Here is a 22,306-nt window from a genome sequence, read left to right as displayed (position 1 = left end):
CCTGCTCAATTTTACGAGAGGAATACATATTGCGAAGGTACGCATAGATGGTCACCTTGAGCAACATCCGGGGATGGTAACTGGAGGTACCTCCTCCTTTATAACTTCGCTCCAGGTCAGCGATGTCGATTTGATCAATAATCGTATTGACGATCCTAACGGGATGATGGGCAGGGACCAGATCATCATAACTGGGAGGTAAAAGACTTAACTGCGACTGGTCATAGGTCTTAAATACTGCTTTGGCTTTCATTACATGAAAATACTAAAAACCAGAAAATAATACAACAAAAAAGGCTGCCTTTTCAGACGGCCTCTTTTTTATAAAGTAGTTTTAGATTATGGAAACTCAACCTCAAAAATTCGAAATAACTATTAACTCAAGAGATTCATCTCGGGAGAGCATCAGAAGTTTTATTGTAAATTTCTTTCCTAAGATTTCAGACTTTCCTGAAAATTATTAATTTTAACAAAAATTTTACAATCTAAGAGTAAACTCCCTAATTTACTTCTCCTAATTCAAGTTTTTATTGCCGTAATGAGAAATTTCACTATCCTCTTATTCCTTTTTTCAGGAATAACCACATTTTGTCAAAATGAATATGATTACCCAAAGGCCCCCAAAGAAGCTACAACAAACACCTATTTTGAAGAGGTGATTGAAGATCCCTATCAGTATATGGAAAATTCTAATGATGAGCAATTAAAGGAATGGCTGGAAGAACAGGCTAGATTTACCAGGGCACAATCAAAGAAACAAACCAATTACTGGGATCTTAGAGCTCAAATTGCAACCATGTATAGAGTTCGGAGGGAAAAAACCGAAGATCATATAAAAAAGGATCCAAAATTTGAAGATAAGTTTGAAACTAAAGAAGACTGGAATCCTTATACAGGTTCTATGGACCTTTTATATAAATTGAAAGATCAACAAAACTGGAAAAAACTAATTAGTGGAAAAGATATTATAAGTAGTAAAGAGGAACGTGTTCTTTACGGAAATACAAGCATCAATGAAAGTGAAAACTTAATAGCTGTGGCTATTTCGGTAAACGGTAGCGACTGGGCCCAGGGACATATTTATGATCTCACCACGGGATCAAAATTTCCATACACGATTAAGAACATTAGAACAAGTACAAATTTGGAGTGGGACGGCCGTGAATTATATTATACCGCCTATAAAAAACCTAAAGAAGGTAGAGAATTATTAGACACCCCAACCCATAAGACATTATACCGTCTTTCCATAAATAACGCTACAGCGAACCCGGAACCTATATACAAAAATCCGGATACCAGTGGCACCTATAATTTTTGGTATGATATTCACGAGAAAAACTTAAAATTATTCCATCATATAAATTCCCAGGGCACCTGGTATAATGCTATATCTATTGCAGATCTTAACAAAGAAAATTTTCAACCAAGAAGGTTTCTGGTTTATCCCGCAGAAGAAAACGTAGAACTAAGTATTAAACATATTAAAGGTGATTCTGTTTTCCTAAAGACTACTATAGGAGCTCCCAAAGGCAAAGTACTTCTTGCTAATTTAAACACGCCTAATAAATTGAGTGAGTTCATCCCTGAATATGATATTGACCTTCAATACGTACTTAAATTGGGTAAAGATAAACTTGCGTGTATCTATCGTAATGAGGGACAAAACATCGCTCTAATTTTTAATTTAAAAGGTGAGTTGCTTCGGAAAATAGATTTCCCGAAGGGTAAGAAATTAAATCATTTCTACGAACTTAATGATGATGCCAGGACCACCAAGTTTAGTATAAGTTCTTTTTTTCACCCTTCCACCTGGTACCAACTAGATCTTGATAATCTTGAATTTAAACCTTCTGAATCTATTTCGGTGCCCTATGACATTAATAGTCTGGAAACCAGATATGTTACTTATACTTCAAAAGATGGCACAGAGATAAACATGTACATCACTTGTGATAAAGAAACCGTTCTAGATGGAAGTAATCCTGTGCTAATGTATGGTTATGGAGGTTATGGAACAACTGTAGAGCCTTCTTTTAGCTATGCTACAGGACTTTTATTGGCTCACGGTGGTATCCTGGCTGTTCCCAATATAAGAGGCGGGGGTGCCAATGGGAGTGATTGGGCATTAGCAGGCCGGCGATTAAAAAAACAGAATGCCATAGACGATTTCATCGCTGCAGGAGAATATTTAATAAAAAACAACTATACCTCTTCAGAAAAACTTGTTATTAAAGGAGGTTCCCATGGCGCATTACTGGTAGAAGCTGCTGCTACACAAAGACCCGAACTTTTTAAAGCAGTTATTGCGGAAGCAGGCCCATATGATATGCTTAGGTTTAATTTATTTACAGTTGGTGGCATGAATACAAACCTAAAAGAATTTGGAACCCCGGAAAACTTAGAGGATTATAGAAATTTAAAATCCTACTCTCCACTTCATAATATAACTGAAGGGAAGAGATACCCTAACACCCTTTTGATTACCGGAGATACCGATGATCGAGTACCACCCCACCATTCTTATAAGTTTCTTGCTAAACTACAGGAGCTAGGAGATCCTTCTGCGCTTTACCATCTATATATTACGCCGGGATCTGGCCATGGCGGGGCATTGAAAAAACAAGATTCTCACGATAAGACTTTGTATGAGTACTATTTTTTGTTTGAGCAATTGGGAATAGAGCTCTAACCTTAAATTCGATAATGTTAAATAGAGCTATATAAATGTAGACTAGAAATGAAGAAAAGCATCTTCCAGGTGTTCTACCTGAATGCCGGCTTTATTCTTGATTATCGCAACGATATCAAACCTTACTTCCAGGTCTAATTGGTGATCGTTTAAAAAAAAATCGGCAGCTTTTACGAGCTGCCGAATTTGTTTAGGCTTTACAAAACTTTGCGGGTCCCCAAAATCGGGTGTGCTTCTCGTTTTCACTTCTACTACCACTAGGGTTTTATGCTTTCGTGCTAAAATGTCTATTTCCGCTTTATTATACACATAATTTTTAGCTAAAATTTCATAGCCCTTTTTTAAAAGATGTTCCACAGCGAGGCGTTCACCCAATTCCCCCAAAGTATTATGCTGAGCCATAATCGAATTTAGGCTTTATTAAAACTTCATAAACCGGGGGATTTCCCGTAAAAAGCACCTAATTGATAAGCATTATACTTTTCACTTTTAAATCCAGGTTTGCAGTTTCTTCTTCGCTAGCTTCAATAATTCGGTCTCCATAAAATTTATCATCTATTTCACCTTCGGGAGATAGAAACACTCTTAAATTAGATTTTTCAAATTTCCCGTCATTCCACATGACTGCGCCGCCATAATCCCAACCAAATCCGTAAAATGAGACTTGCTTTTCATTTAGTTGATTCAAAGCTTCATAAGAAGTTCCAATTTCAATTCCTTTGGCAGATTTCCATTTTCCATTTTCTGAAAATCGTATATCAAAAATTTCCTCGCGCTCTTCACTTTTCCAGGTAATATGTAGTTCATCCGGAGTATTGGGATAGATGATGGTATAGGCCCTTTCTACAGTGCCTTCTTCAAACATACCGGTGTCTTCCTGAATATTTGCTTCTGGAAAAGTTTCAGCTAGATCTTCTGCATCATAATTTGTAAGGTTTTCAACCACAAATTTATCCTTAGACATTTTATTATTAGAACTTCCGCAGGACACTAGACTAAGAACAAAAATTATTAAGCTTATTTTTTTCATTTGGTTAAATATTAGAAATAGATTTCTAGGCTAAAATGAGGAACATTTACCTTAGTCTCCCTGTGTTTTACAAGAATTTAACGCGTATTTTTAAGGAGTTGCTTACCTTTGCGGCTTCAATAAATTTTAAGATAAATGAGCAATACTCCACAGCGATACACGATTACCGCAGCATTACCATACACCAACGGCCCCATACATATTGGGCATCTTGCAGGTGTTTATGTTCCAGCCGATATTTATGCCCGATATTTACGAATGCAGGGCAATGACGTGGCTTTTGTTTGCGGAAGTGATGAGCACGGAGTACCTATTACCATAAAAGCAAAGAAAGAAGGTGTTACCCCGCAGGATATCGTAGATAAATACGATGGAATTATCAGGAAATCTTTCGAAGATTTTGGGGTTTCTTTCGATAATTATTCCAGGACCTCAGCCAAAGTACATCATGATACCGCGTCGGCATTTTTTAAAAAAATGTATGAAGACGGAAAATTCATTGAAGAGACTACGCAACAACTTTACGACGAAAAAGCAGGACAATTCCTGGCCGATAGGTTTGTAACAGGAACCTGTCCAAAATGCGGAAACGAGGAAGCCTATGGCGACCAGTGTGAAAGCTGCGGAACTTCGCTAAACGCCACAGATCTTATTAATCCAAAATCGGCAATTACCGGAGAAGTACCCACTTTAAAAGAAACACGTCACTGGTTTTTACCTTTAGATCAATACCAGGAATGGCTGGATGAGTGGATCGTAAAAGGCCACGCCCACGACTGGAAGAGCAATGTACACGGACAGGTGAAATCCTGGTTAAACGATGGTTTGCGAGCCCGTGCCGTAACCCGCGATTTAGACTGGGGAATTCCCGTTCCTGTTGAAGGCGGCGATGGCAAAGTGCTTTATGTTTGGTTTGATGCGCCTATTGGCTACATATCTTCTACCAAAGAATGGGCCGAGCGCGAAGGCAAAGACTGGGAACCTTACTGGAAAGACGAGAACACTAAACTAGTTCACTTTATAGGAAAAGATAATATTGTATTTCACTGTATTATTTTCCCGGTGATGCTAAAAGCACACGGCGAATACATTTTGCCGGAAAATGTTCCTGCGAACGAATTTCTTAACCTGGAAGGAAAAAAATTATCTACCTCAAAAAACTGGGCAGTTTGGCTGCACGAATATCTTGAGGATTTTCCAGATCAGCAGGATGTATTGCGTTATGTATTAACCGCAAATGCACCTGAAGCTAAAGACAACGATTTTACCTGGAAAGATTTCCAGGCCAGGAATAATAATGAGTTGGTTGCCGTTTTTGGAAACTTCATAAACCGGGTAGTTGTACTTACCAATAAATATTACTCCGGAATTGTTCCGAAACCTAATGATTATTCTGAAGTTGACGAGCAAACTATTGCTGAGCTAAAAGCTTATCCGGCGGTTATTGCAAGTTCTATTGAAAAATACAGGTTCCGCGAAGCGCAAGGCGAATTAATGAATTTGGCTCGCTTAGGAAATAAATATCTGGCTGACGAAGAGCCCTGGAAATTGATTAAAACCGATGAAGAACGTGTAAAAACAGTGATGTACGTGGCTTTACAAATCGCTTCGGCACTGGCTACTTTAAGCGAACCATTTTTACCATTTTCTTCAGCAAAACTTCAAAAAATGCTGAACTTCACCGATGCTGAAAATAAACTTTCCGGTGAAGAATATTCGCAATGGGATAAGATTGCTACCCGCGATTCATTACTCCCGGCAGGTCATCAAATTTGGAAAGCAGAATTACTTTTCAGCAAAATAGAAGATGCCCAAATCCAACAACAATTAGAGAAATTGGAAGCTACAAAAACAGCTAATGCTGCCGAGGATAAAGTGGTAGAGCCGCAAAAGGAAACTGCAACTTTCGAGGATTTCACCAAAATGGATTTGCGCGTTGGGACTATTATTCAAGCCCATAAGATGCCAAAAACTAAGAAATTAATGGTGATAAAAGTTGACACCGGTTTAGATCAAAGAACAGTAGTTTCGGGAATCGCTGAACATTACAAAGCTGAAGAAATTATAGGCAAAAAAGTAACGGTTTTAGCCAATTTAGCCCCAAGAAAACTGCGTGGTGTAGAAAGCGAGGGAATGATCTTAATGACCGAGAATGCAGCTGGAAAATTGGTTTTCGTAAATCCAGATGAAGATGGTGTAGAACCGGGAACTACCATAAATTAGTTTTTAGCTGGTCTATTGAGGTGTAAATAAAATTCTCTTTAAAGTAATTGAAAACGTCATCCTGAATTTATTTCAGGATCTAAGTTCGAGGGTAGGACATGTTAGAAGCTGAAACAAGTTCAGCTTGACGAAAATTTAACTTTTCGCGCAGTCTCGTAAAATCTCAAAATGCTCAAAATCGCTTACCATCCCATCTATAAACATCCTTTACCCGAAGGTCACCGTTTCCCGATGGAGAAATATGAGCTTCTACCCAGGCAATTACTTCATGAAGGAACTTGTAGTGAAGACAATTTTTTTGAACCAGACTTTCCAGATGAAAAACACATTCTCAATGTTCACGATGCTGGTTATTTTGAACGATTACGCGATTTAAAACTCAGCAAAAAAGAAATTAGAAGAAGTGGATTTCCACTTTCTGAAGCTTTGGTAAAACGAGAAATGATTATTGCCGATGGTACGATGAAAGCCGTACATTATTCCCTGGAAAATGGGATTTCTTTTAATATTGCCGGTGGCACGCATCACGCATATACCAATCGTGCAGAAGCTTTTTGCTTGCTCAATGACCAGGCGATTGCTGCCAGGTATCTTCAGCAAAAAAAATTAGCCGAAAAGATCCTTATCGTAGACCTGGACGTTCATCAGGGAAATGGTACCGCTGAGATTTTTCAGAATGATTCTTCGGTTTTCACCTTTTCTATGCACGGTAAAGGAAACTACCCCTTCAAAAAAGAACAATCAGACCTCGATATTGAAGTACCTGATGGCAGTGGCGATGACCAATATTTAAAACTATTAAAAGAAACTTTACCCGATCTAATTGAAAAACAGAAACCTGATTTTATCTTTTACCTAAGTGGTGTGGATATTTTAGAAACCGATAAACTCGGCCGACTCTCCTGCACAGTTAATGGCTGTAAAGAAAGAGACAGGTTCGTTTTGCAAACCTGTCACGATCTAAACATCCCGGTGCAATGCAGTATGGGCGGCGGATATTCTAAAGAGATAAGAGTGATTATTGAAGCTCACGCAAACACCTATAGGCTGGCCCGAGAGATCTATTTTTGACCTAATAAGAGTAGCTCATTGCAAACCACCTCGGTTATATAGCGCTTTGTTCCATCTTTATCATCCCAACTGCGGCTGGTAAGCTTTCCTTCTACTCCAACTTCTTTCCCTTTATTTACATATTTCTCTACCAGCTCTGCGGTTTTGCCCCAGGCCACAATATTATGCCATTGGGTATCGGTTACACGCTCGCCGTTTCCATTCTTGTAATTTTCATTGGTAGCTACCGAGAATTTCGCCAGTTTTTTACCAGACTCCAGGTTTACGATCTCAGGCTCTCTTCCCACATTCCCGATCAACTGTACTTTGTTTCTAATAGTGCTCATAACGTATTAATTTAAAAAGCTGAAAATCGTTAGTTCATTTCAACGGTACAAACATAGCGCTGGAATTCACCATTAATCGGTTGGTAATTATTTGTTTACGTTTAAAGACGTTTGTAAACGTTTGTAAACTTTACTACCTGATGCAAAGTCAATTTTATGTATTCTGGTTGTTATTCTCTATAAGAAAGCCTTTCTTGTAGAAAAAAAATGCCCCAAGAAGAATCCAAAGTTTGGTATGCCTGTTACGGTTCTAATTTATTAAAAGAGCGTTTTAGCTGTTATATTAGTGGTGGTCGCCCGGCAAATGCCAAACGCGTTTATCCCGGTTGCACCAATAAAACGCTTCCAAAAAAATCTAAAAGTATTACTATTAATGGAGAACTCTACTTCGCTAAATCCTCCGAAACCTGGAGTGGTGGTGGCGCCGGGTTTATCCGATCAAGCTTCGATAAAAGTATAGAAACCCTCGGGAGAATGTACCTCATCACCCAACAGCAATTTGTGGACCTAGTGCAACAGGAAATTAAACTGGAAGGTGATTTTGATATAGATCTTCAACAAGTAATTAAAAACCGTAGCCTGGATATGAAAAACAATTCGTGGTACGGGAAGATTATTTACCTGGGAGAAGATGAAGACTCTCCTATCTTCACTTTTACGAATGAAGATTATTTAAAAGATGAAATAAACCCACCTCACGAATTCTATCTAAAAATAATTATTGATGGTCTCAAAGAAACTTACCAAATGAGCGATAACGAAATTGAGGCTTATTTAAAAAACAAGGAAGGAATTAAAGGTGTCCCCATTGAGGATAAATTACCAGAACTCATAAAAAGCTAATCGCAATTTTCTTATTTTTGATTAGTTAACTAAACAATTATGAAGCCTGAGAAAGTGAACCTAAAAGATAAATTTGAGCTTTTTAATGAACATTGGACCCCTAAAATTATTGGCGAGCTCAATGGGCAACAGGTGAAATTAGCCAAATTAAAGGGAGAATTTGTTTGGCACGATCACAAAGACGAAGATGAAATGTTCCTGGTTATCAAAGGAAGCCTGAAGATTGAATTTCGTGACAAGACCATTAATCTAAGTGAAGGCGAAATGTATATCGTTCCAAAAGGAGTTGAGCACAACCCAGTAGCATCAGAAGAAGCCTGGATATTGCTTTTTGAACCGGCCACTACTAAACATACGGGTGATGTAAAAGATAATCGTAGTGTAGAAAATCTAAATTGGATTTGATTATTAAGCTTTATCCATAAATTGTAGCTCTTAAGTATAGGGAAAGCTATCTTTGCAAACTTCAGAAGCTTTTGGTCCCTTGTTCAACGATTAAAAAAATCAAAAGCTCTAATAATAAATCGTATGTCGTTTAAAAAACTGAATATTCCGCTTAAAGAAGCTTTAGAAAGACTGGAAATTAAAAATCCGCTTCCATTTCAGAAACAAATTTTACCCAAAATTAAAAGCGGAAGAGATCTTTTTATCGTTGCTCCTGAAGGCTCAGGAAAAACTACCGCCCTGGTAATTAGCACAATTCAGAAATTGGAAAGTGCAGCTTTCGAAGATGCTCCCAGAGCACTTATTTTTGTGCAGGACAAAGAAGCTGCCCTGGCGCTGGAGGAAGAATTCAACAAATTCACAAAATATATGAACTTGCGTGTGTATAGCGCTCACGATGCACCAGCTATAGACAAACAAAAAGATGATATTTATGATGGTGTAGATATTGTGATCGCTACCCCAAAAAAGTTATTCAAGCTTTTTAAAATTACCGGTATTAATGTGAGTCAGTTAAAAATCCTTGCGGTTGAAGACGCCGAATTCTTAACCAAAAACAGCGATTATAACGATCTGATTAGAATACCGCAGCATATTACAAAATGTCAATACCTCGTTTTTGCCTCTACGATGAATCCTAAAATTGAACGCCTAAAAGATTCTTTTATGGCTCGTGCCGAAACACTTAGACTAAAGGTATAGTAGATTTTTTGTATTTTAGAATATGCTAAAAACAATAAGTTTCCTTATACTAATTTTCTCTTTTGCTATGAATTTAAACGCGCAAGACCTGTCTAAACACCAATGGGAAGACAGATTGGTATTAATTATTGCCGAAGAGGAAAACGAAACATTTCAACAACAACTTACCGAACTGCAAAAACACCAACAAGGCTTAAAAGAGCGAAAACTGGTAATCTACCAAATCTTGCCTGAAAAATATACGACCGGATTTGAAGAAGAGAACTGGAAAACTTCTTCTGAGCTTTTTCAGAAATATAAAGCTGAAAAAAGCGGTTTCAGGATAATACTTATTGGTTTGGACGGTGGGGAAAAACTGGATCAAACAGAAGTCCTTTCCGTAGAAAAACTATTCAACACCATAGATAGTATGCCAATGCGGCAAGCAGAAATGCGGAAAAACAGATAACTCCACAAACAGTATAAAAACCTGAAATTCAGCAATTATTCAGGATTTTCTTTATATTTATTGTAAAAGCAAGCAAACTGCCCTAAAATAAGCTCGCAAGGCGTTATAAATAATAAGAATCAATTTCGAGGTAAGTCCTGGAGTATCTAAATCTCGATTATCGAGTATTATGCAAAAATCCTGTTTAGAATGTGGCGAAAAAATTGTGGGACGTGTAGATAAGAAATTCTGCAGCGATTATTGTCGCAATGTACATCACAATAACCTTAATAAAGACAGGAAAAACCTGGTTAGAAACATCAATAACCTACTTCGCAAAAATTATAGGATTTTAGAAGAATTCAATCCAAACGAAAAAACCACGACTAATAAAAATAAATTACTCGCTCGTGGTTTCAATTTTGAATACTTTACCAGCATCTATACAACCAAAACCGGTAAGGTCTATTATTTTGTATACGACCAGGGATATCTTCCTTTAGAAAATGGAATTTATGCTTTGGTAAAACGTAATTAATATAGCGCATTACCCGAAAGTGGATTTGATCAAAATTTAAACTAAATGAAATTTATAAAATCAGTTTTTACCATTCTAGCCTTTCTCTTTTTATCCTATTCTTGTAGCGCCCAAAATAAGACCAAAAATACTACAACAGCAGATGAAATGCTTATCAGGATTTCTGAGATTAAAATAGAAGAGCAGTATCTTGATGAGTATATAAAAATTCTAAAATATGAAGCTGAAGCCTCAGTTAGGTTAGAACCAGGCGTGATTTCTATCTATCCCATGTTTCAAAAAGAAAACCCTACCGAGATAAGAGTATTAGAAATATATGCAGATAACGAAGCTTATAAAGCTCATCTAGAAACGCCACATTTCAAAGAATATAAATCTTCAACAATTAATATGGTAGAATCCTTAAAGCTTATAGATATGGAAGCAATCAATGCTGAAACAATGTCAAAGATTTTCAAAAAGCTTGAATAATTAAAATCAAGCAAATTACCTCAAAGCATTTAAATCTACGTTACCGAGGCAATCGAAATCCTTAATCTCGCCAATTATTGCTCTTTAGGCGCACCGCAGCCCGCAAAACATCACTCTGACTAATTTGCCCAATAAGTTTCCCGTGCTCTACAATTGGGAAACGTCTAAAACGTTTTTCAATAAAGAGCTTCGCAGCATCCATCACGTTCATATTCCCGTCTATGGTATCAACATTACACGTCATTCGTTTTCCTACCGTGGCATTATCTAAAGGCATATTATAATACCGGCTGTCAGAAATTTGTTTCATACAATCCCCTTCAGAAATAAGGCCCAGAAGTTTATTATTATCGTCTACCACGCACCCACCAGAAATTTTGTGTTTGGTAAGTTTTTCAGCAACATCCATAATATTTTCGTGTTCCTTAAAGGTAATAAGTGAAGTACTCATATAATCTCTAACTAACATTGGAGCGCTTTTCGCCTTTTCCGGCGCAGCCCGTTTTCCCTGAAAACTTTTAATACCCATAGCCTAAATTTTTGATTACTAATTACTTAAATATAGGCAAAATTTAATTATTCTGAAAGCTTACTGGCAGGCGCTACTATTCCTTAAAATCTTAAGTATCTTTAAGTCCTGTAAAACCTTTTGTTTTTTTCTGAATTATGTTGAAAAATATACCTCGCTTTTTTTCATTCATTTTTATTGCTATTGCAGTTTGGTTTAGCTTTTACAGCAGCCAGCCAAAAAGTATTGAAGCCGAAGATGCGCCTGAGACCACTTTTTCTACCCAACGCGCTTTCAAACACGTTGAAGCAATTGCCCAAAAACCTCATTATGTGGGAACTGAAGCACATAGTCGCGTAAGAAATTATATTGTAGGCCAGTTACAGAAAATGGGCTTACAGGCACAAACTCACGAAGATTATACGCTAAATAAAAATGGCGTATTAGTCCGTCCTCAAAACATCATGGCGCGTTTGGAAGGCAACGGAAACGGTGAAGCTTTGGTGATTATGACGCATTACGACAGTAACCCACATTCTTCCCTGGGCGCCAGTGATGCCGGCAGCGGTGTAGGAACCATTTTAGAAGGAATCCGCACATTTTTAGCTGAAAATAAAGAGCATAAAAATGATATCATCATTTTATTTACCGATGCCGAAGAACTTGGTTTAAATGGCGCCGAACTTTTTATAAAAGACCATCCCTGGGCTAAAGACGCCAAACTTGCGCTTAATTTTGAAGCCCGTGGCAGTGATGGCGATTCTTTTATGTTTTTGGAAACAAATTCAGGAAATGCAGGGCTTATTAATTCTTTCAAAAAAGCAAATCCAGAATTTCCCGTTTCAAATTCGCTGGTTTACAGTGTATATAAAATGCTGCCTAACGATACCGATCTTACGGTTTTAAGGGAACAGGGAAATATCCCGGGTTATAATTTTGCGTTTATAGACGATCATTTTGATTATCACACCGCGACTGACACCCCGGAAAACTTAGATAAACAAACCTTAGCACATCAAGGAAGTTATTTAATGCCTCTACTCGATTATTTTAAAGATGCAAAATTAGGCGAAGTTAAAGCCGAAGAAGAAGTCTTGTTTTTTAATATTCCGGGCGGGGAAATAATTAGTTATCCGTTTTCCTGGATCTTCCCAATGCTTATTATCGCTTTTGTTTTGTTTTTTATTATTCTGAGCTATGGATTTTCACAAAACCGCCTTCAGCTAAAAGAAATTTCAAAGAGTATTATTCCTTTTATAGTGAGCCTGGCCTTTTCTGGCTTATTGGTTTTTCTACTTTGGAAATTCCTCCTTTACAGCTACCCGGAATACTCAGAAATGGAACAGGATTTCACCTATAACGGCTATTATTATATCGCCGCTTTTATTTCACTAAGTTTATTGATCGCCTTTTTTAGCTATTTCCGTTTTCGTCATATAGAAAACAAGGCTAATCTATTTGTTGTTCCGCTATTTTTCTGGTTATTGCTTTGTGCTTTGCTCGCATTCTTTTTAAAAGGCGCGGCTTATTTTATAATACCAGCATTTTTTGCACTACTGCAACTTTTTGTAATGATAAGACAGGAAAATCCAAATTCATTGCTGATGGCATTTTTAAGCCTTCCTTCGATCTTTATTTTGGTACCGTTTATCAAAATGTTTCCGGTAGCTTTAGGCTTGAAAATACTGTTTGTCTCAGCTTTACTTACCGTTTTATTATTTCAACTGCTATTACCTGTTTTTGCTTATTTTAAAAGCAATAAAAAAATCGCGGTATTCTTCTTTCTAATTTTCAATATTCTTCTAATTACCGCACATTTTAAAGCCGATTTCACCGAAGAACACCCTAAACCAAATTCACTTGTGTATCTTTTTGATGCCGATAAAAATACTACCAATTGGTATTCCTATGATAATATGGTTGATGACTGGACCGAAGCCTATTTTGGTGAAGAACCGCTAATCGCACCTTCAGAAAATAAAACCTTCAGCAGTAAATACGGATCTAATTTTACCTGGCGTGCCGAAGCTCCAAAAATTGACCTGAAGTCTCCCGGGGTAATTTGGAAAAAAACCGATTCTACTTCAGCTTTAGATTTTTATTCACTGAAAATTGCAACAAATCGAAAAGCAGATAGAATAGAACTTTTTGCTGATAGAACCGTAGATTTTAGAAGCTTTAAAGTAAACGAGCTTGAGGCCGATTCCGTTGCACTGGGAAGCAACGATTTTCATATTCACACCCGTAGGTGGCACGACCGGATATTGACTTATCATATTTCGGGAAGGGACACCTTAAGATTGGAATTCAGTTTAAAAAAGGATAAGAAGCCAGAATTTACGCTTTACGAGTCCAGTTATGATTTGCTGGAAAATGAAGCTTTAAATGTAAAGCCAAGACCAGAAACAATGATTCCAAGGCCTTTTGTACTAAACGATGCTGTAATTTTTAAGAAAACCATAAGCCCAGAGTAGGCTTTGGTTTTGTAGCTTTGAGGTTATTACTCGTCATCCTGAATTTATTTCAGGATCTAACTTGATAAGAAATGCTCTCATATTAGAAGCTGAAACATCCCGAAGCGTCGGGACAGCTTGACGAATACACGAATACACAAATTTTTTATTTAAAACTTAAAAACACCTCCCCTTTGGGGAGGCCGGGAGGGGCTTTATGAATATATCTATATTAGGAACCGGCTGGCTGGGATTGCCACTCGCAAAAAAGCTGAAAGATGAGCACGTAGTAAAAGGCTCGGTTACCAGCCAGGAAAAAATGCAGCCATTACGTGAGGCCGGCATTACACCATACCAGATTAAAATTTTCACCGAAGGTGTTCAGGGCGACCTGACTTCGTTTCTGGCTCATTCTGATATTCTTATCATTGATATTCCGCCCGGATTACGCGGTAATCCTGAAGCCGATTTCGTAGGAAAAATAGGCAGAATTATAGATTATATAGAAAAATCACCTGTAGGAAAAGTGGTTTTTGTGAGTTCTACTTCAGTCTATAAAGACGAAGAAAACTTCCCCGAATACACCGAAGAAAACGAAGCTAACGGAACTTCAGAAGCCGCTAAACAACTTATTTCTTCCGAAAAAATGTTATTGAAAAATGATCATTTTCAAACCACAGTTATTCGATTTGGCGGATTAATTGGACCCGGAAGACACCCGGTAAATTATCTTGCTAACAAAACCGGGATTAAAAATCCGAAAGCCCCGGTAAACCTTATTCAGCAGGAAGATTGTATAAAAATCATCAATCAGATCATCAAGAAAGAAGCCTGGGGAAAGACTTTTAACGCCGCCTACCCTCATCATCCCACCAAAGAAGATTACTATACTAAAACTGCAAAAGAAAAAAACTCAAATATTCCCGATTTTGACCAGAATGGAGTTTCTAAGGGCAAGAAAATAAGTTCGGTTAATTTAGGGGAAGTATTGGATTATCAATTTGAGAAGGAAATCTAGAGACCCTCTGAACCAGGCTGAAGATGGCGTAAATAAAAAACCTCACAGATTTTAAAAACCTGTAAGGTCTATATTGTAGAAAGGTTTTCCTTTCACTTCGGTTTAGGAAACTTGGTTAGAACTTATAACCTACTCCTACCATCAAAGTATTTACTCCACTTTTAATATCCGTATCATATTGTTCGGCAAACTCTATAGATTCGTCAGTGTATCTATTGGTTAGTTCAATACCATAGCGTGCCTCAATAAAGAAATTCTCGGTGATATGATACCCTATACCAAATGCCGCATCTAAACCAAATTCGTTGGTAGTGGGAACATCTTCTAATACAATAGTTGCCTGAGGACCCGCTTGTAAGTAAAAGCCAGAATTTTCTATATAATACTGTACAAGAACCGGAATAGATAAGAAATCGGTTTCTTCTGCATTAAAATAATTTAAAGAAGGTTGTAGATGCCAATTTTCGGTGAATTGATAATCGGCTAAAAATCCTACATAAAAACCGGATCCGTCTTCAGAAACCTGAGTACCACCCTCGGCATTAGCTTCTACTTCAACATTCGTATATCCGGCTTGTATACCGAAATCTACGTTTTGAGCAAAGGAATTCAATCCCAGGAAAAGGAAGAAAACTAAAAAGAAATTTTTAATCATTTTGTTAGATAGTTTATGTTATAAACTACAAACATAGTTTTTATTTGCTAAAACAATGGAAAAACCATAATATTTAGGCTTTAAATTGAATTTCTCAAAATTGCTTGAGGGAATTATTTAATAGTTTAGATTCTGAAATGAGTTCAGAATGACGTGAAAAAGAGACCTCACAGGTTTTTGAAACCTGTGAGGTCTAATATATTCAAGCTCCTTCCCTTCTCCAGGGAAGGTGGCATTCCGAAGGAATGAAGGAAGGGTTCAACCACCCCGGCCTATCGGCCACCCCTCCTTAAAAGCGAGGGGAACATTTTTTAAATCCCCCTTCGGGGGTTAGGGGCTTCAACCTCTTCTTCCTTCACCCTAAAATCCAGAGGCTGCAGAACTTTTAATGCGCTTTCTATCGAATTAATCTTTTCAAAAGTTAAAAGCAAACGAAGACCGTTTCTGGTTTTCTTCTCTTTCATTGTACATTTATGCTTATGCGTTTGTACATATTGCAGCACTTTGGTGAACGTATTGGTTTGGTAAAACCTGGATTGCTGATCGGAAATAAAATAACCTATCAATTTACCTTGTTTTAATATGATCTTTTCCAAACCTATACTAGCCGCGATCCATTTTATACGAACACTATTAAGTAAATCTACCGCCTGGGTTGGTAATTCTCCAAAACGATCTACAAGCTCGGCTTCAAACTTTTGCAATTCTTCTTCTGAAGTAATTTTATTTAACTGTGTATATAAATTCAGTCTTTCAGTAATATTATTGATATAATCGTCGGGGAAAAGAATTTCAAAATCGGTATCGATCTGCGCATCTTTTACAAAGGTTTTATCCTCTATATTTTCAGATTCACTATACAGCTCCTGGAATTCATTTTCTTTTAGTTCCTCAATGGCTTCATTCAGGATCTTTTGATAGGTATCAAAGCCGATTTCATTAATGAATCCGCTTTGTTCGCCACCCAATAAGTCTCCGGCACCACGAATTTCCAAATCTTTCATTGCGATATTTATCCCGCTTCCCAATTCAGAAAATTGCTCTAAAGCACTAATTCGTTTACGCGCATCCTCGGTCATTACAGAATATGGTGGCGTTATAAAGTAACAAAAAGCCTTCTTGTTGCTTCGTCCTACTCTACCTCGCATCTGGTGAAGATCTGAAACCCCAAAATTATTCGCATTATTAATGAAAATAGTGTTCGCATTGGTAACATCAAGTCCGCTTTCCACGATTGTTGTTGAAACCAGAACATCAAACTCGCCATTTATAAAACTCAGCATCAGTTTTTCCAGCTTCTTACCTTCCATTTGCCCGTGACCTATACCAATTTTAGCATCTGGAACAACACGCTGAATCATCCCCGCGACTTCTTTAATGTTTTCAATCCTATTATGAATAAAGAAAACCTGCCCACCACGCTGAATTTCATAGGAAACCGCATCCCGAATGGTTTCTTCGGAAAAGCGAATTACGTTGGTTTCAATGGGATATCTATTTGGCGGTGGTGTGGTAATGGTAGATAAATCTCTAGCGGCCATTAAACTAAACTGAAGCGTTCTTGGAATAGGCGTCGCCGTGAGCGTTAGCGTATCTACATTCTCTTTTATAGTCTTCAGTTTATCCTTTACCGAAACTCCAAATTTTTGCTCTTCATCCACGATCAGCAAACCAAGATCTTTGAATTTCACCGCTTTATTAACTAATTGGTGTGTACCAATCACAATATCCACTTTTCCATTTTCCAGGTCGGCTAAGGTTTCACGGCGTTCTTTAGCGGTTCTAAACCTATTTAAATAATCTACAGTTACAGGGAAATCTTTTAAACGTTCAGTGAAAGTTTCGTGATGCTGAAATGCCAAAATAGTGGTTGGCACTAAAACAGCTACCTGCTTGCCGTTATCTACCGCTTTAAAAGCTGCCCGAATAGCAACCTCGGTTTTTCCGAAACCGACATCACCACAAACCAACCGATCCATAGGGCGTTCGTTTTCCATATCCTCCTTTACCGCCTGGGTTGCGGTACTTTGATCTGGCGTGTCTTCATACATAAAAGAGGCTTCCAGCTCGTGTTGCAAGTAAGAATCTGGGCCAAAGGCAAAACCCTTTTGTAATCTACGCTTTGCGTAAAGTTCAATTAAGTTATAGGCTATATGCTTAACCCGGGCCTTGGTTTTTTGCTTTAATTTCTTCCAGGCATTGCTTCCCAGTTTAAATATCTTGGGTTCTTTGCCATCTTTCCCGTTATATTTTGAAATTTTATGAAGGGAATGTATGCTGACATATAAAATATCACGCTCGCCGTAGAAAAGCTTGATGGCTTCCTGCTTTTTGCCTTCTACATCAATTTTCTGAAGTCCGCCAAATTTCCCTATTCCGTGGTCAATATGCGTTACATAATCACCGACTTCAAGATTACCGAGTTCCTTAAGCGTGATCGCCTGTTTTTTGGCATAACCATTCTTAAGATGAAACTTATGATAACGTTCAAAGATCTGGTGATCGGTATAGCAAATATTTTTTCCGGTTTCATCTATAAAACCCTGAAACAAAGCCAAAGTAATTGTTTGGTATTTCACTATACGTTCCTGGTCATCGAAAATATCGTGAAATCGTTTGGCTTGCTGTTCACTTACGCAGAAAATATAATTTGTATACCCGTTTTCCTGATTTTCAATCAAGTTATCAATCAGTAAATCGAATTGCTTATTAAAAGAAGGTTGGGGTTTTGTTTGAAATTCTATACTTTTTACCGCGCCGTCACCCTGAACTTGTTTCAGGGTCTCATTCGACTTAGATCCTGAAATAAATTCAGGATGACGAAAGTAAGATTGGTTGCTCAATTCAACAACTGAAAAAAGCTCCAGCTGACTTTTAATTAACTGCCCGTCACAAAACAGCTCTTTGGGTTCACTATGTTTTACTTCTTCAGAAAGTTTATTAAAAGCTTCTTCCGCCTTGCTAAAAAGTTTATCGGCTTGTGCAGTGAGTAGATCTAGGTTTTTTATAAACACCACGGTTTTTTCTGAAATATATTTTAGAAAACTGTCCCGTATTTCGTCGAGATGTTTATTTTCAACATTCGGCATCACCGAAATTTTCTTCACTTTATCTGTAGAAAGCTGGGTTTCTACATCAAAACTTCTAATACTATCTACTTCATCACCAAAAAACTCGATACGGTAAGGCTCGTCGTTACTAAAGGAGAAAACATCTATAATTCCCCCACGCACTGAGAACTCGCCCGGTTCGGTTACAAAATCTACCCGCTTAAATTTGTATTCGAATAAAACCTCGTTTACAAAATCTATAGAAAGTTCGTCTTCCACCGAAATTTTTAACGTGCTTCTATCCAGTTCTTTTCGGGTAACTACTTTTTCAAAAAGTGCATCTGGATAGGTAACGATTATCGCCGGCTTTTTACGAGAGTTAATTCGGTTTAAAACCTCAGCTCGTAACAGTACATTCGCATTATCTGTTTCCTCTATTTGGTATGGACGACGATAACTGCCGGGATAAAAAAGTACATCCTTTTCTCCTACCAGTTGCTCGAGATCGTTTAAATAATAAGCCGCTTCTTCTTTATCGTTAAAAATCAGTAAAAAAGGTTTTTCTGCTTCTTTAAACGCATTGGCTGCAACAAAAGAAAAAGCTGAACCAACAAGTCCTTTTAGTTGAATTTTAGTACGATTTTTTTCAGAAGAGACAAGGGAATCCCGCAATTCCTGCTGTTGCGGGGATTGTGCAAAGCTTTGGGCGATAGTAGATTTACTCATTGGCGCAAAGATAATTGCAGAAACTTTGTCCCGCAACCTCTCAACATTTTTTTAACGTTAGTTGATTTATGTCTTCGTCCTAAAGAATTCCCTTCTATCCAATTTTTACCATTTTCATAACAGCAAAAGCGCACAAACTTGGTTAATTTCCCTCAAGAAACTAAAGTTATGGGATTTAAGCATTTTGACGTATTTGTAATAGGAACCGGGACTGCCGGAAAAGGTGTTGCCAAAGACTGCGCCAAGGCAGGATGGAAAGTAGCAATTGCCGATAACCGGGAGTATGGTGGCACCTGCCCAAATCGCGGCTGTGATCCTAAAAAAGTTTTAGTTGGTTTTACCGAAATTATAGATCGTGCCACTAAAATGCAGAGCAAGGGGATTACCAAAATGCCGGAAGTAAATTGGAGTGATCTAATGACTTTTAAAGAAACATTTGTAGACGCTATTCCCGCCGCCACCGAAAAAGATCTGGCTGCCCTGGAAATCAAAATGTATCATCAATCCCCTAAATTTCTAGATGAAAATACGCTTTCGGTGGAAGGAAAAACGGTAACCGCAGATAAGATCGTGATCGCTACAGGTAATAAACCTATGCCATTGAGAATTTCCAGCGAAGAACACGCTTTATTTAGTGAAGATTTTCTCGATTTAAAAGAGCTACCCGAAACAATGATTTTTATCGGCGCAGGATATATTGGGATGGAATTCGCGCATATTGCAGCCCGATTTGGGGTAAAAGTAACCATGATGGATTTTATGCCAGGACCGCTTTCCAATTTTGATGAAGATATGGTGAACTACATCCAGCAGGTTTCTGAAGACGATTTAGGTATTGAATTTATCTTTAATGCCGAAGTCAAAGAAATTGAAAAGCTGCAAAAAAACTTTAGAGTAAAAGCGAATCAGAATGGAAAAGAGGTTTCAGCTAAAGCTGAAATGGTTTTTAATACTGCAGGCCGAGTTCCATCTATAGAAGATCTTGATCTGGAAAAAGGAAACGTTGCTTTTTCAAAAAAGGGAATTACAGTAAATGAATTTTTGCAAAATACCACGAATAAAAACATTTATGCCTGCGGGGATGTTTCAGATAGTGAAGGCCTGCCCTTAACCCCGCTTTCTTCACAAGAATCAAAGGTCGTTTCGGCAAATCTTTTAAATAGTAAAGAGCCTAAAAAAGCAGATTATCCGCCGCAACCTACAGTAGTATTTACCCTGCCCAAACTGGCTTCCGTAGGACTTTCAGAAAAGGAAGCTAAGGAACAGGGATACGATTTTGAACTGGAACACAAATTAGTGCCTGAATGGTTTAATGCCAAACACATCAATGAGAAAATTTATGCTTATAAGACCTTAGTGGATAAGAAAACCGGACTCGTGATTGGGGCTCATTTGGTTGGCCCGGAAGCTTCAGAAATCATCAATATGTTTGTGATGGCGATGTGTGGAAAATTAGATTGTGAGACCTTAAAAAAGATGATCTTTACTTATCCTAGCTGGGCAAGCGATATTAAAGGAATGGTTTAAACAGCCTCCTCCCGCCCCTCCAAAGGAGGGGAGTTAATCGCGATTAATTAATTTATACATCGGGTTAGTTTCTTTATTCATCCAGCCGTGATAAATAATATTTGAAAAAATAGCAACCGCACCTATTAAAGCAGAATAAGCGATAAGTGGGATTTCGCCAAAATGTCTAAAATAAATAGCTATTAACGCCCAAACTCCAACTGCGGCAAATTCCCGCATATTTCTGCGCCAGATTATAGCGATATTTAGAAAAACAGCCACTGCAATAATGATAACTGTCCAAATTTCTTCTCCAAAAAACGGTACTGTCCAATCTATTTTAGAAAGATAAGCCGAAACATTCGCGATACTGGCAACGGCGATCCATCCTGAATAAAGGCAAATAGGCCACCAGCTAAATGCTAGTATTTTTAATGGGGCGTCCCAGCGTTCCATATTAGTATTCAGAATAATTTTTATAAGAGAGAAAAGAATTAAAAACATGAGCAATACTGAAACTCCCGTAAACTCATACAGCCAAAAAATTACCCAGGTAGCATTGGCCAGATTAGCTGTTAAAAACCAGTAACCGGATTGCCTTAAAAACTCCAAATCATTTTTCGCTGAAAATACCTGGAAAAGTTGATAGCCGGAAAAAACCAAAAGCGAAAGAAAAATTATTCCCCAAATGGCAAAAGCATAACCTGCAGGAGTAAAAAGATTATAATACTCGGCACTAAGGCTACCCATAGTATTCCCATTAATTATTCCTGTTTGGGAGATATAACTAACCGCAATAATTAAAATTACCGACATAAAATTGAGTACCGCAAGACGTTTTTCCATTTTTAGCTGTTTTCTATTAAAATTACTTCATTTTGGGTAATCGCGTATGCTTTTTCCCCTTCATTTAGCTTCATCATAAAATTCCCGGTAAATTCTCCAAGAGCAGGAAAAATCAACTGATCTTTTCTTCGGAAAAAACAAGGCAATTTAAGGCTTTGTTTTCCTTTTCCATTTAATCGGTAGCCCGGGTGAATATGACCGCAAAGGTTAAAGAAATCTGCTCTGATTTCCGGATGATGGGTAAGTAAAAAACCTTTAAGCTGCCATTCTGAATGAATTTTAACGCCCAGCTCTTCATATTTTATGGGAGAAATAATATCGTGATTTCCTGCTATTAGGACTACTTCAGCTTCTACAAAACTGAGCCAGTTTTCGAATAATTTCCACTCACTATTAAGATCGCTATGAAAAAGATCGCCTAGAAAACAGACGATTTTAGGCTGAAACTTTCCTACTACTTCACTCAGCCTTAAAAAATTTGCATTTATCGCTTTATGAGGCACTGCACTTCCAAATTTTCTGAAATGTGAGATCTTCCCTAAATGCACATCGCTTATTAAGAGGATTTCCTCTTCTTTCCAAAAAGCGGCACCGCTGGGGTGAAGTTCGAAGGTTTGGTTTTGGAGGTTTATGGTCATTGGTTTATTTGAGTGGGTTAGAAAAAAATAAAATCGTCATCCTGAATTTATTTCAGGATCTAAGATGTTGATAATTCAAAACATGTTAGAAGCTGAAACGAGTTCAGCTTGACGAAACTAGACTTTTCAGACAACCTCG

21 protein-coding genes are annotated in these 22,306 nt (G+C 37.7%); 12 read left to right on the top strand and 9 right to left on the bottom strand.

Translation table 11 applies throughout. The annotated features are described in order from the left end of the window. Positions 1–253: transposase (locus B5440_RS15460; protein ID WP_143533304.1), on the bottom strand; the 253-nt coding region annotated here is incomplete at its 3' end. Between the two features lie 285 nt (positions 254–538). On the opposite strand from B5440_RS15460, the gene B5440_RS08160 reads away from it, so the two are divergent. Beyond that, the gene (locus B5440_RS08160) at positions 539–2,692 is read left to right on the top strand and encodes a prolyl oligopeptidase family serine peptidase (protein ID WP_070052919.1); all 2,154 of its coding nucleotides are present in this window, start codon (positions 539–541) and stop codon (positions 2,690–2,692) included. A gap of 42 nt (positions 2,693–2,734) precedes the next feature. Here B5440_RS08160 and B5440_RS08155 read toward each other — a convergent pair whose 3' ends face one another. Both B5440_RS08155 and B5440_RS08150 read right to left on the bottom strand, forming a co-directional pair. Further along, the gene (locus B5440_RS08155) at positions 2,735–3,094 is read right to left on the bottom strand and encodes a YraN family protein (RefSeq protein WP_070052921.1); all 360 of its coding nucleotides are present in this window, start codon (positions 3,092–3,094) and stop codon (positions 2,735–2,737) included. Positions 3,095–3,152: 58 nt separating this feature from the next. After that, positions 3,153–3,722: a hypothetical protein gene (locus B5440_RS08150; RefSeq protein ID WP_070052923.1), complete on the bottom strand. Its 570-nt coding sequence runs from the start codon at positions 3,720–3,722 to the stop codon at positions 3,153–3,155. A 135-nt stretch (positions 3,723–3,857) separates the two neighbouring features. Between B5440_RS08150 and metG the strand changes: the two genes are divergently transcribed. After that, positions 3,858–5,945 (top strand): methionine--tRNA ligase, encoded by a 2,088-nt coding sequence (gene metG / locus B5440_RS08145; protein WP_070052925.1) that lies wholly within the window; start codon positions 3,858–3,860, stop codon positions 5,943–5,945. 168 nt (positions 5,946–6,113) lie between these two features. After that, entirely contained in the window at positions 6,114–7,016 is a 903-nt protein-coding gene (locus tag B5440_RS08140; protein ID WP_070052928.1) for a histone deacetylase family protein, read from the top strand. On the opposite strand, the gene B5440_RS08135 is transcribed toward B5440_RS08140, so the two are convergent. After that, on the bottom strand, positions 7,007–7,342 hold the full coding sequence (locus tag B5440_RS08135) for a single-stranded DNA-binding protein (RefSeq protein WP_070052929.1): 336 nt from the start codon (positions 7,340–7,342) through the stop codon (positions 7,007–7,009). The genes B5440_RS08140 and B5440_RS08135 overlap by 10 nt on opposite strands. A 207-nt stretch (positions 7,343–7,549) precedes the next feature. Here B5440_RS08135 and B5440_RS08130 point away from each other — a divergent pair, with 207 nt between their 5' ends. From B5440_RS08130 to B5440_RS08105, 6 genes are all read left to right on the top strand, one after another. Continuing rightward, positions 7,550–8,185, top strand: a complete 636-nt coding sequence (locus B5440_RS08130; RefSeq protein ID WP_070052931.1) for a hypothetical protein — start codon at positions 7,550–7,552, stop codon at positions 8,183–8,185. A 39-nt stretch (positions 8,186–8,224) separates the two neighbouring features. After that, positions 8,225–8,590, top strand: a complete 366-nt coding sequence (locus tag B5440_RS08125) for a cupin domain-containing protein (protein ID WP_070052933.1) — start codon at positions 8,225–8,227, stop codon at positions 8,588–8,590. Positions 8,591–8,713: 123 nt separating this feature from the next. After that, positions 8,714–9,331, top strand: coding sequence for a DEAD/DEAH box helicase (locus B5440_RS08120; RefSeq protein ID WP_070052935.1), 618 nt, complete (start codon positions 8,714–8,716; stop codon positions 9,329–9,331). Between the two features lie 22 nt (positions 9,332–9,353). Next, entirely contained in the window at positions 9,354–9,779 is a 426-nt protein-coding gene (locus B5440_RS08115; RefSeq protein WP_070052937.1) for a DUF4174 domain-containing protein, read from the top strand. Between the two features lie 169 nt (positions 9,780–9,948). Next, positions 9,949–10,296 carry a hypothetical protein gene (locus B5440_RS08110; protein ID WP_070052939.1) on the top strand — a complete coding sequence of 116 codons (348 nt, stop codon included), beginning with the start codon at positions 9,949–9,951 and terminating at the stop codon, positions 10,294–10,296. 45 nt (positions 10,297–10,341) lie between these two features. Then, positions 10,342–10,767 carry a putative quinol monooxygenase gene (locus B5440_RS08105; protein WP_070052940.1) on the top strand — a complete coding sequence of 142 codons (426 nt, stop codon included), beginning with the start codon at positions 10,342–10,344 and terminating at the stop codon, positions 10,765–10,767. A 61-nt stretch (positions 10,768–10,828) separates the two neighbouring features. On the opposite strand, the gene B5440_RS08100 is transcribed toward B5440_RS08105, so the two are convergent. Continuing rightward, positions 10,829–11,296, bottom strand: a complete 468-nt coding sequence (locus tag B5440_RS08100) for a CBS domain-containing protein (protein ID WP_070052941.1) — start codon at positions 11,294–11,296, stop codon at positions 10,829–10,831. 137 nt (positions 11,297–11,433) lie between these two features. Between B5440_RS08100 and B5440_RS08095 the strand changes: the two genes are divergently transcribed. Together B5440_RS08095 and B5440_RS08090 are read left to right on the top strand one after the other, a co-directional pair. After that, on the top strand, positions 11,434–13,749 hold the full coding sequence (locus B5440_RS08095; RefSeq protein ID WP_070052943.1) for a M28 family peptidase: 2,316 nt from the start codon (positions 11,434–11,436) through the stop codon (positions 13,747–13,749). A gap of 196 nt (positions 13,750–13,945) precedes the next feature. Further along, entirely contained in the window at positions 13,946–14,746 is an 801-nt protein-coding gene (locus B5440_RS08090) for an NAD(P)H-binding protein (protein WP_070052944.1), read from the top strand. Positions 14,747–14,861: 115 nt separating this feature from the next. Here B5440_RS08090 and B5440_RS08085 read toward each other — a convergent pair whose 3' ends face one another. Together B5440_RS08085 and mfd are read right to left on the bottom strand one after the other, a co-directional pair. Then, positions 14,862–15,401 carry a porin family protein gene (locus tag B5440_RS08085; RefSeq protein WP_070052945.1) on the bottom strand — a complete coding sequence of 180 codons (540 nt, stop codon included), beginning with the start codon at positions 15,399–15,401 and terminating at the stop codon, positions 14,862–14,864. 311 nt (positions 15,402–15,712) lie between these two features. Further along, positions 15,713–19,177, bottom strand: coding sequence for a transcription-repair coupling factor (gene mfd / locus B5440_RS08080; protein WP_070052947.1), 3,465 nt, complete (start codon positions 19,175–19,177; stop codon positions 15,713–15,715). Between the two features lie 168 nt (positions 19,178–19,345). Here mfd and B5440_RS08075 point away from each other — a divergent pair, with 168 nt between their 5' ends. After that, positions 19,346–20,704 (top strand): dihydrolipoyl dehydrogenase family protein, encoded by a 1,359-nt coding sequence (locus B5440_RS08075; protein WP_070053040.1) that lies wholly within the window; start codon positions 19,346–19,348, stop codon positions 20,702–20,704. A gap of 33 nt (positions 20,705–20,737) precedes the next feature. Here B5440_RS08075 and B5440_RS08070 read toward each other — a convergent pair whose 3' ends face one another. After that, positions 20,738–21,529, bottom strand: coding sequence for a hypothetical protein (locus B5440_RS08070; RefSeq protein WP_070052949.1), 792 nt, complete (start codon positions 21,527–21,529; stop codon positions 20,738–20,740). A gap of 2 nt (positions 21,530–21,531) precedes the next feature. Further along, positions 21,532–22,167: a ligase-associated DNA damage response endonuclease PdeM gene (gene pdeM / locus B5440_RS08065; RefSeq protein ID WP_070052951.1), complete on the bottom strand. Its 636-nt coding sequence runs from the start codon at positions 22,165–22,167 to the stop codon at positions 21,532–21,534. Between the last annotated feature and the right edge of the window lie 139 nt (positions 22,168–22,306).

Origin of the sequence: Salegentibacter salarius (genome assembly GCF_900168265.1) — a bacterium.
Lineage (GTDB): Bacteria > Bacteroidota > Bacteroidia > Flavobacteriales > Flavobacteriaceae > Salegentibacter > Salegentibacter salarius.
Note: the sequence above shows the minus strand (reverse complement) of the source record. Positions and strands in the feature narration are given on the sequence as shown.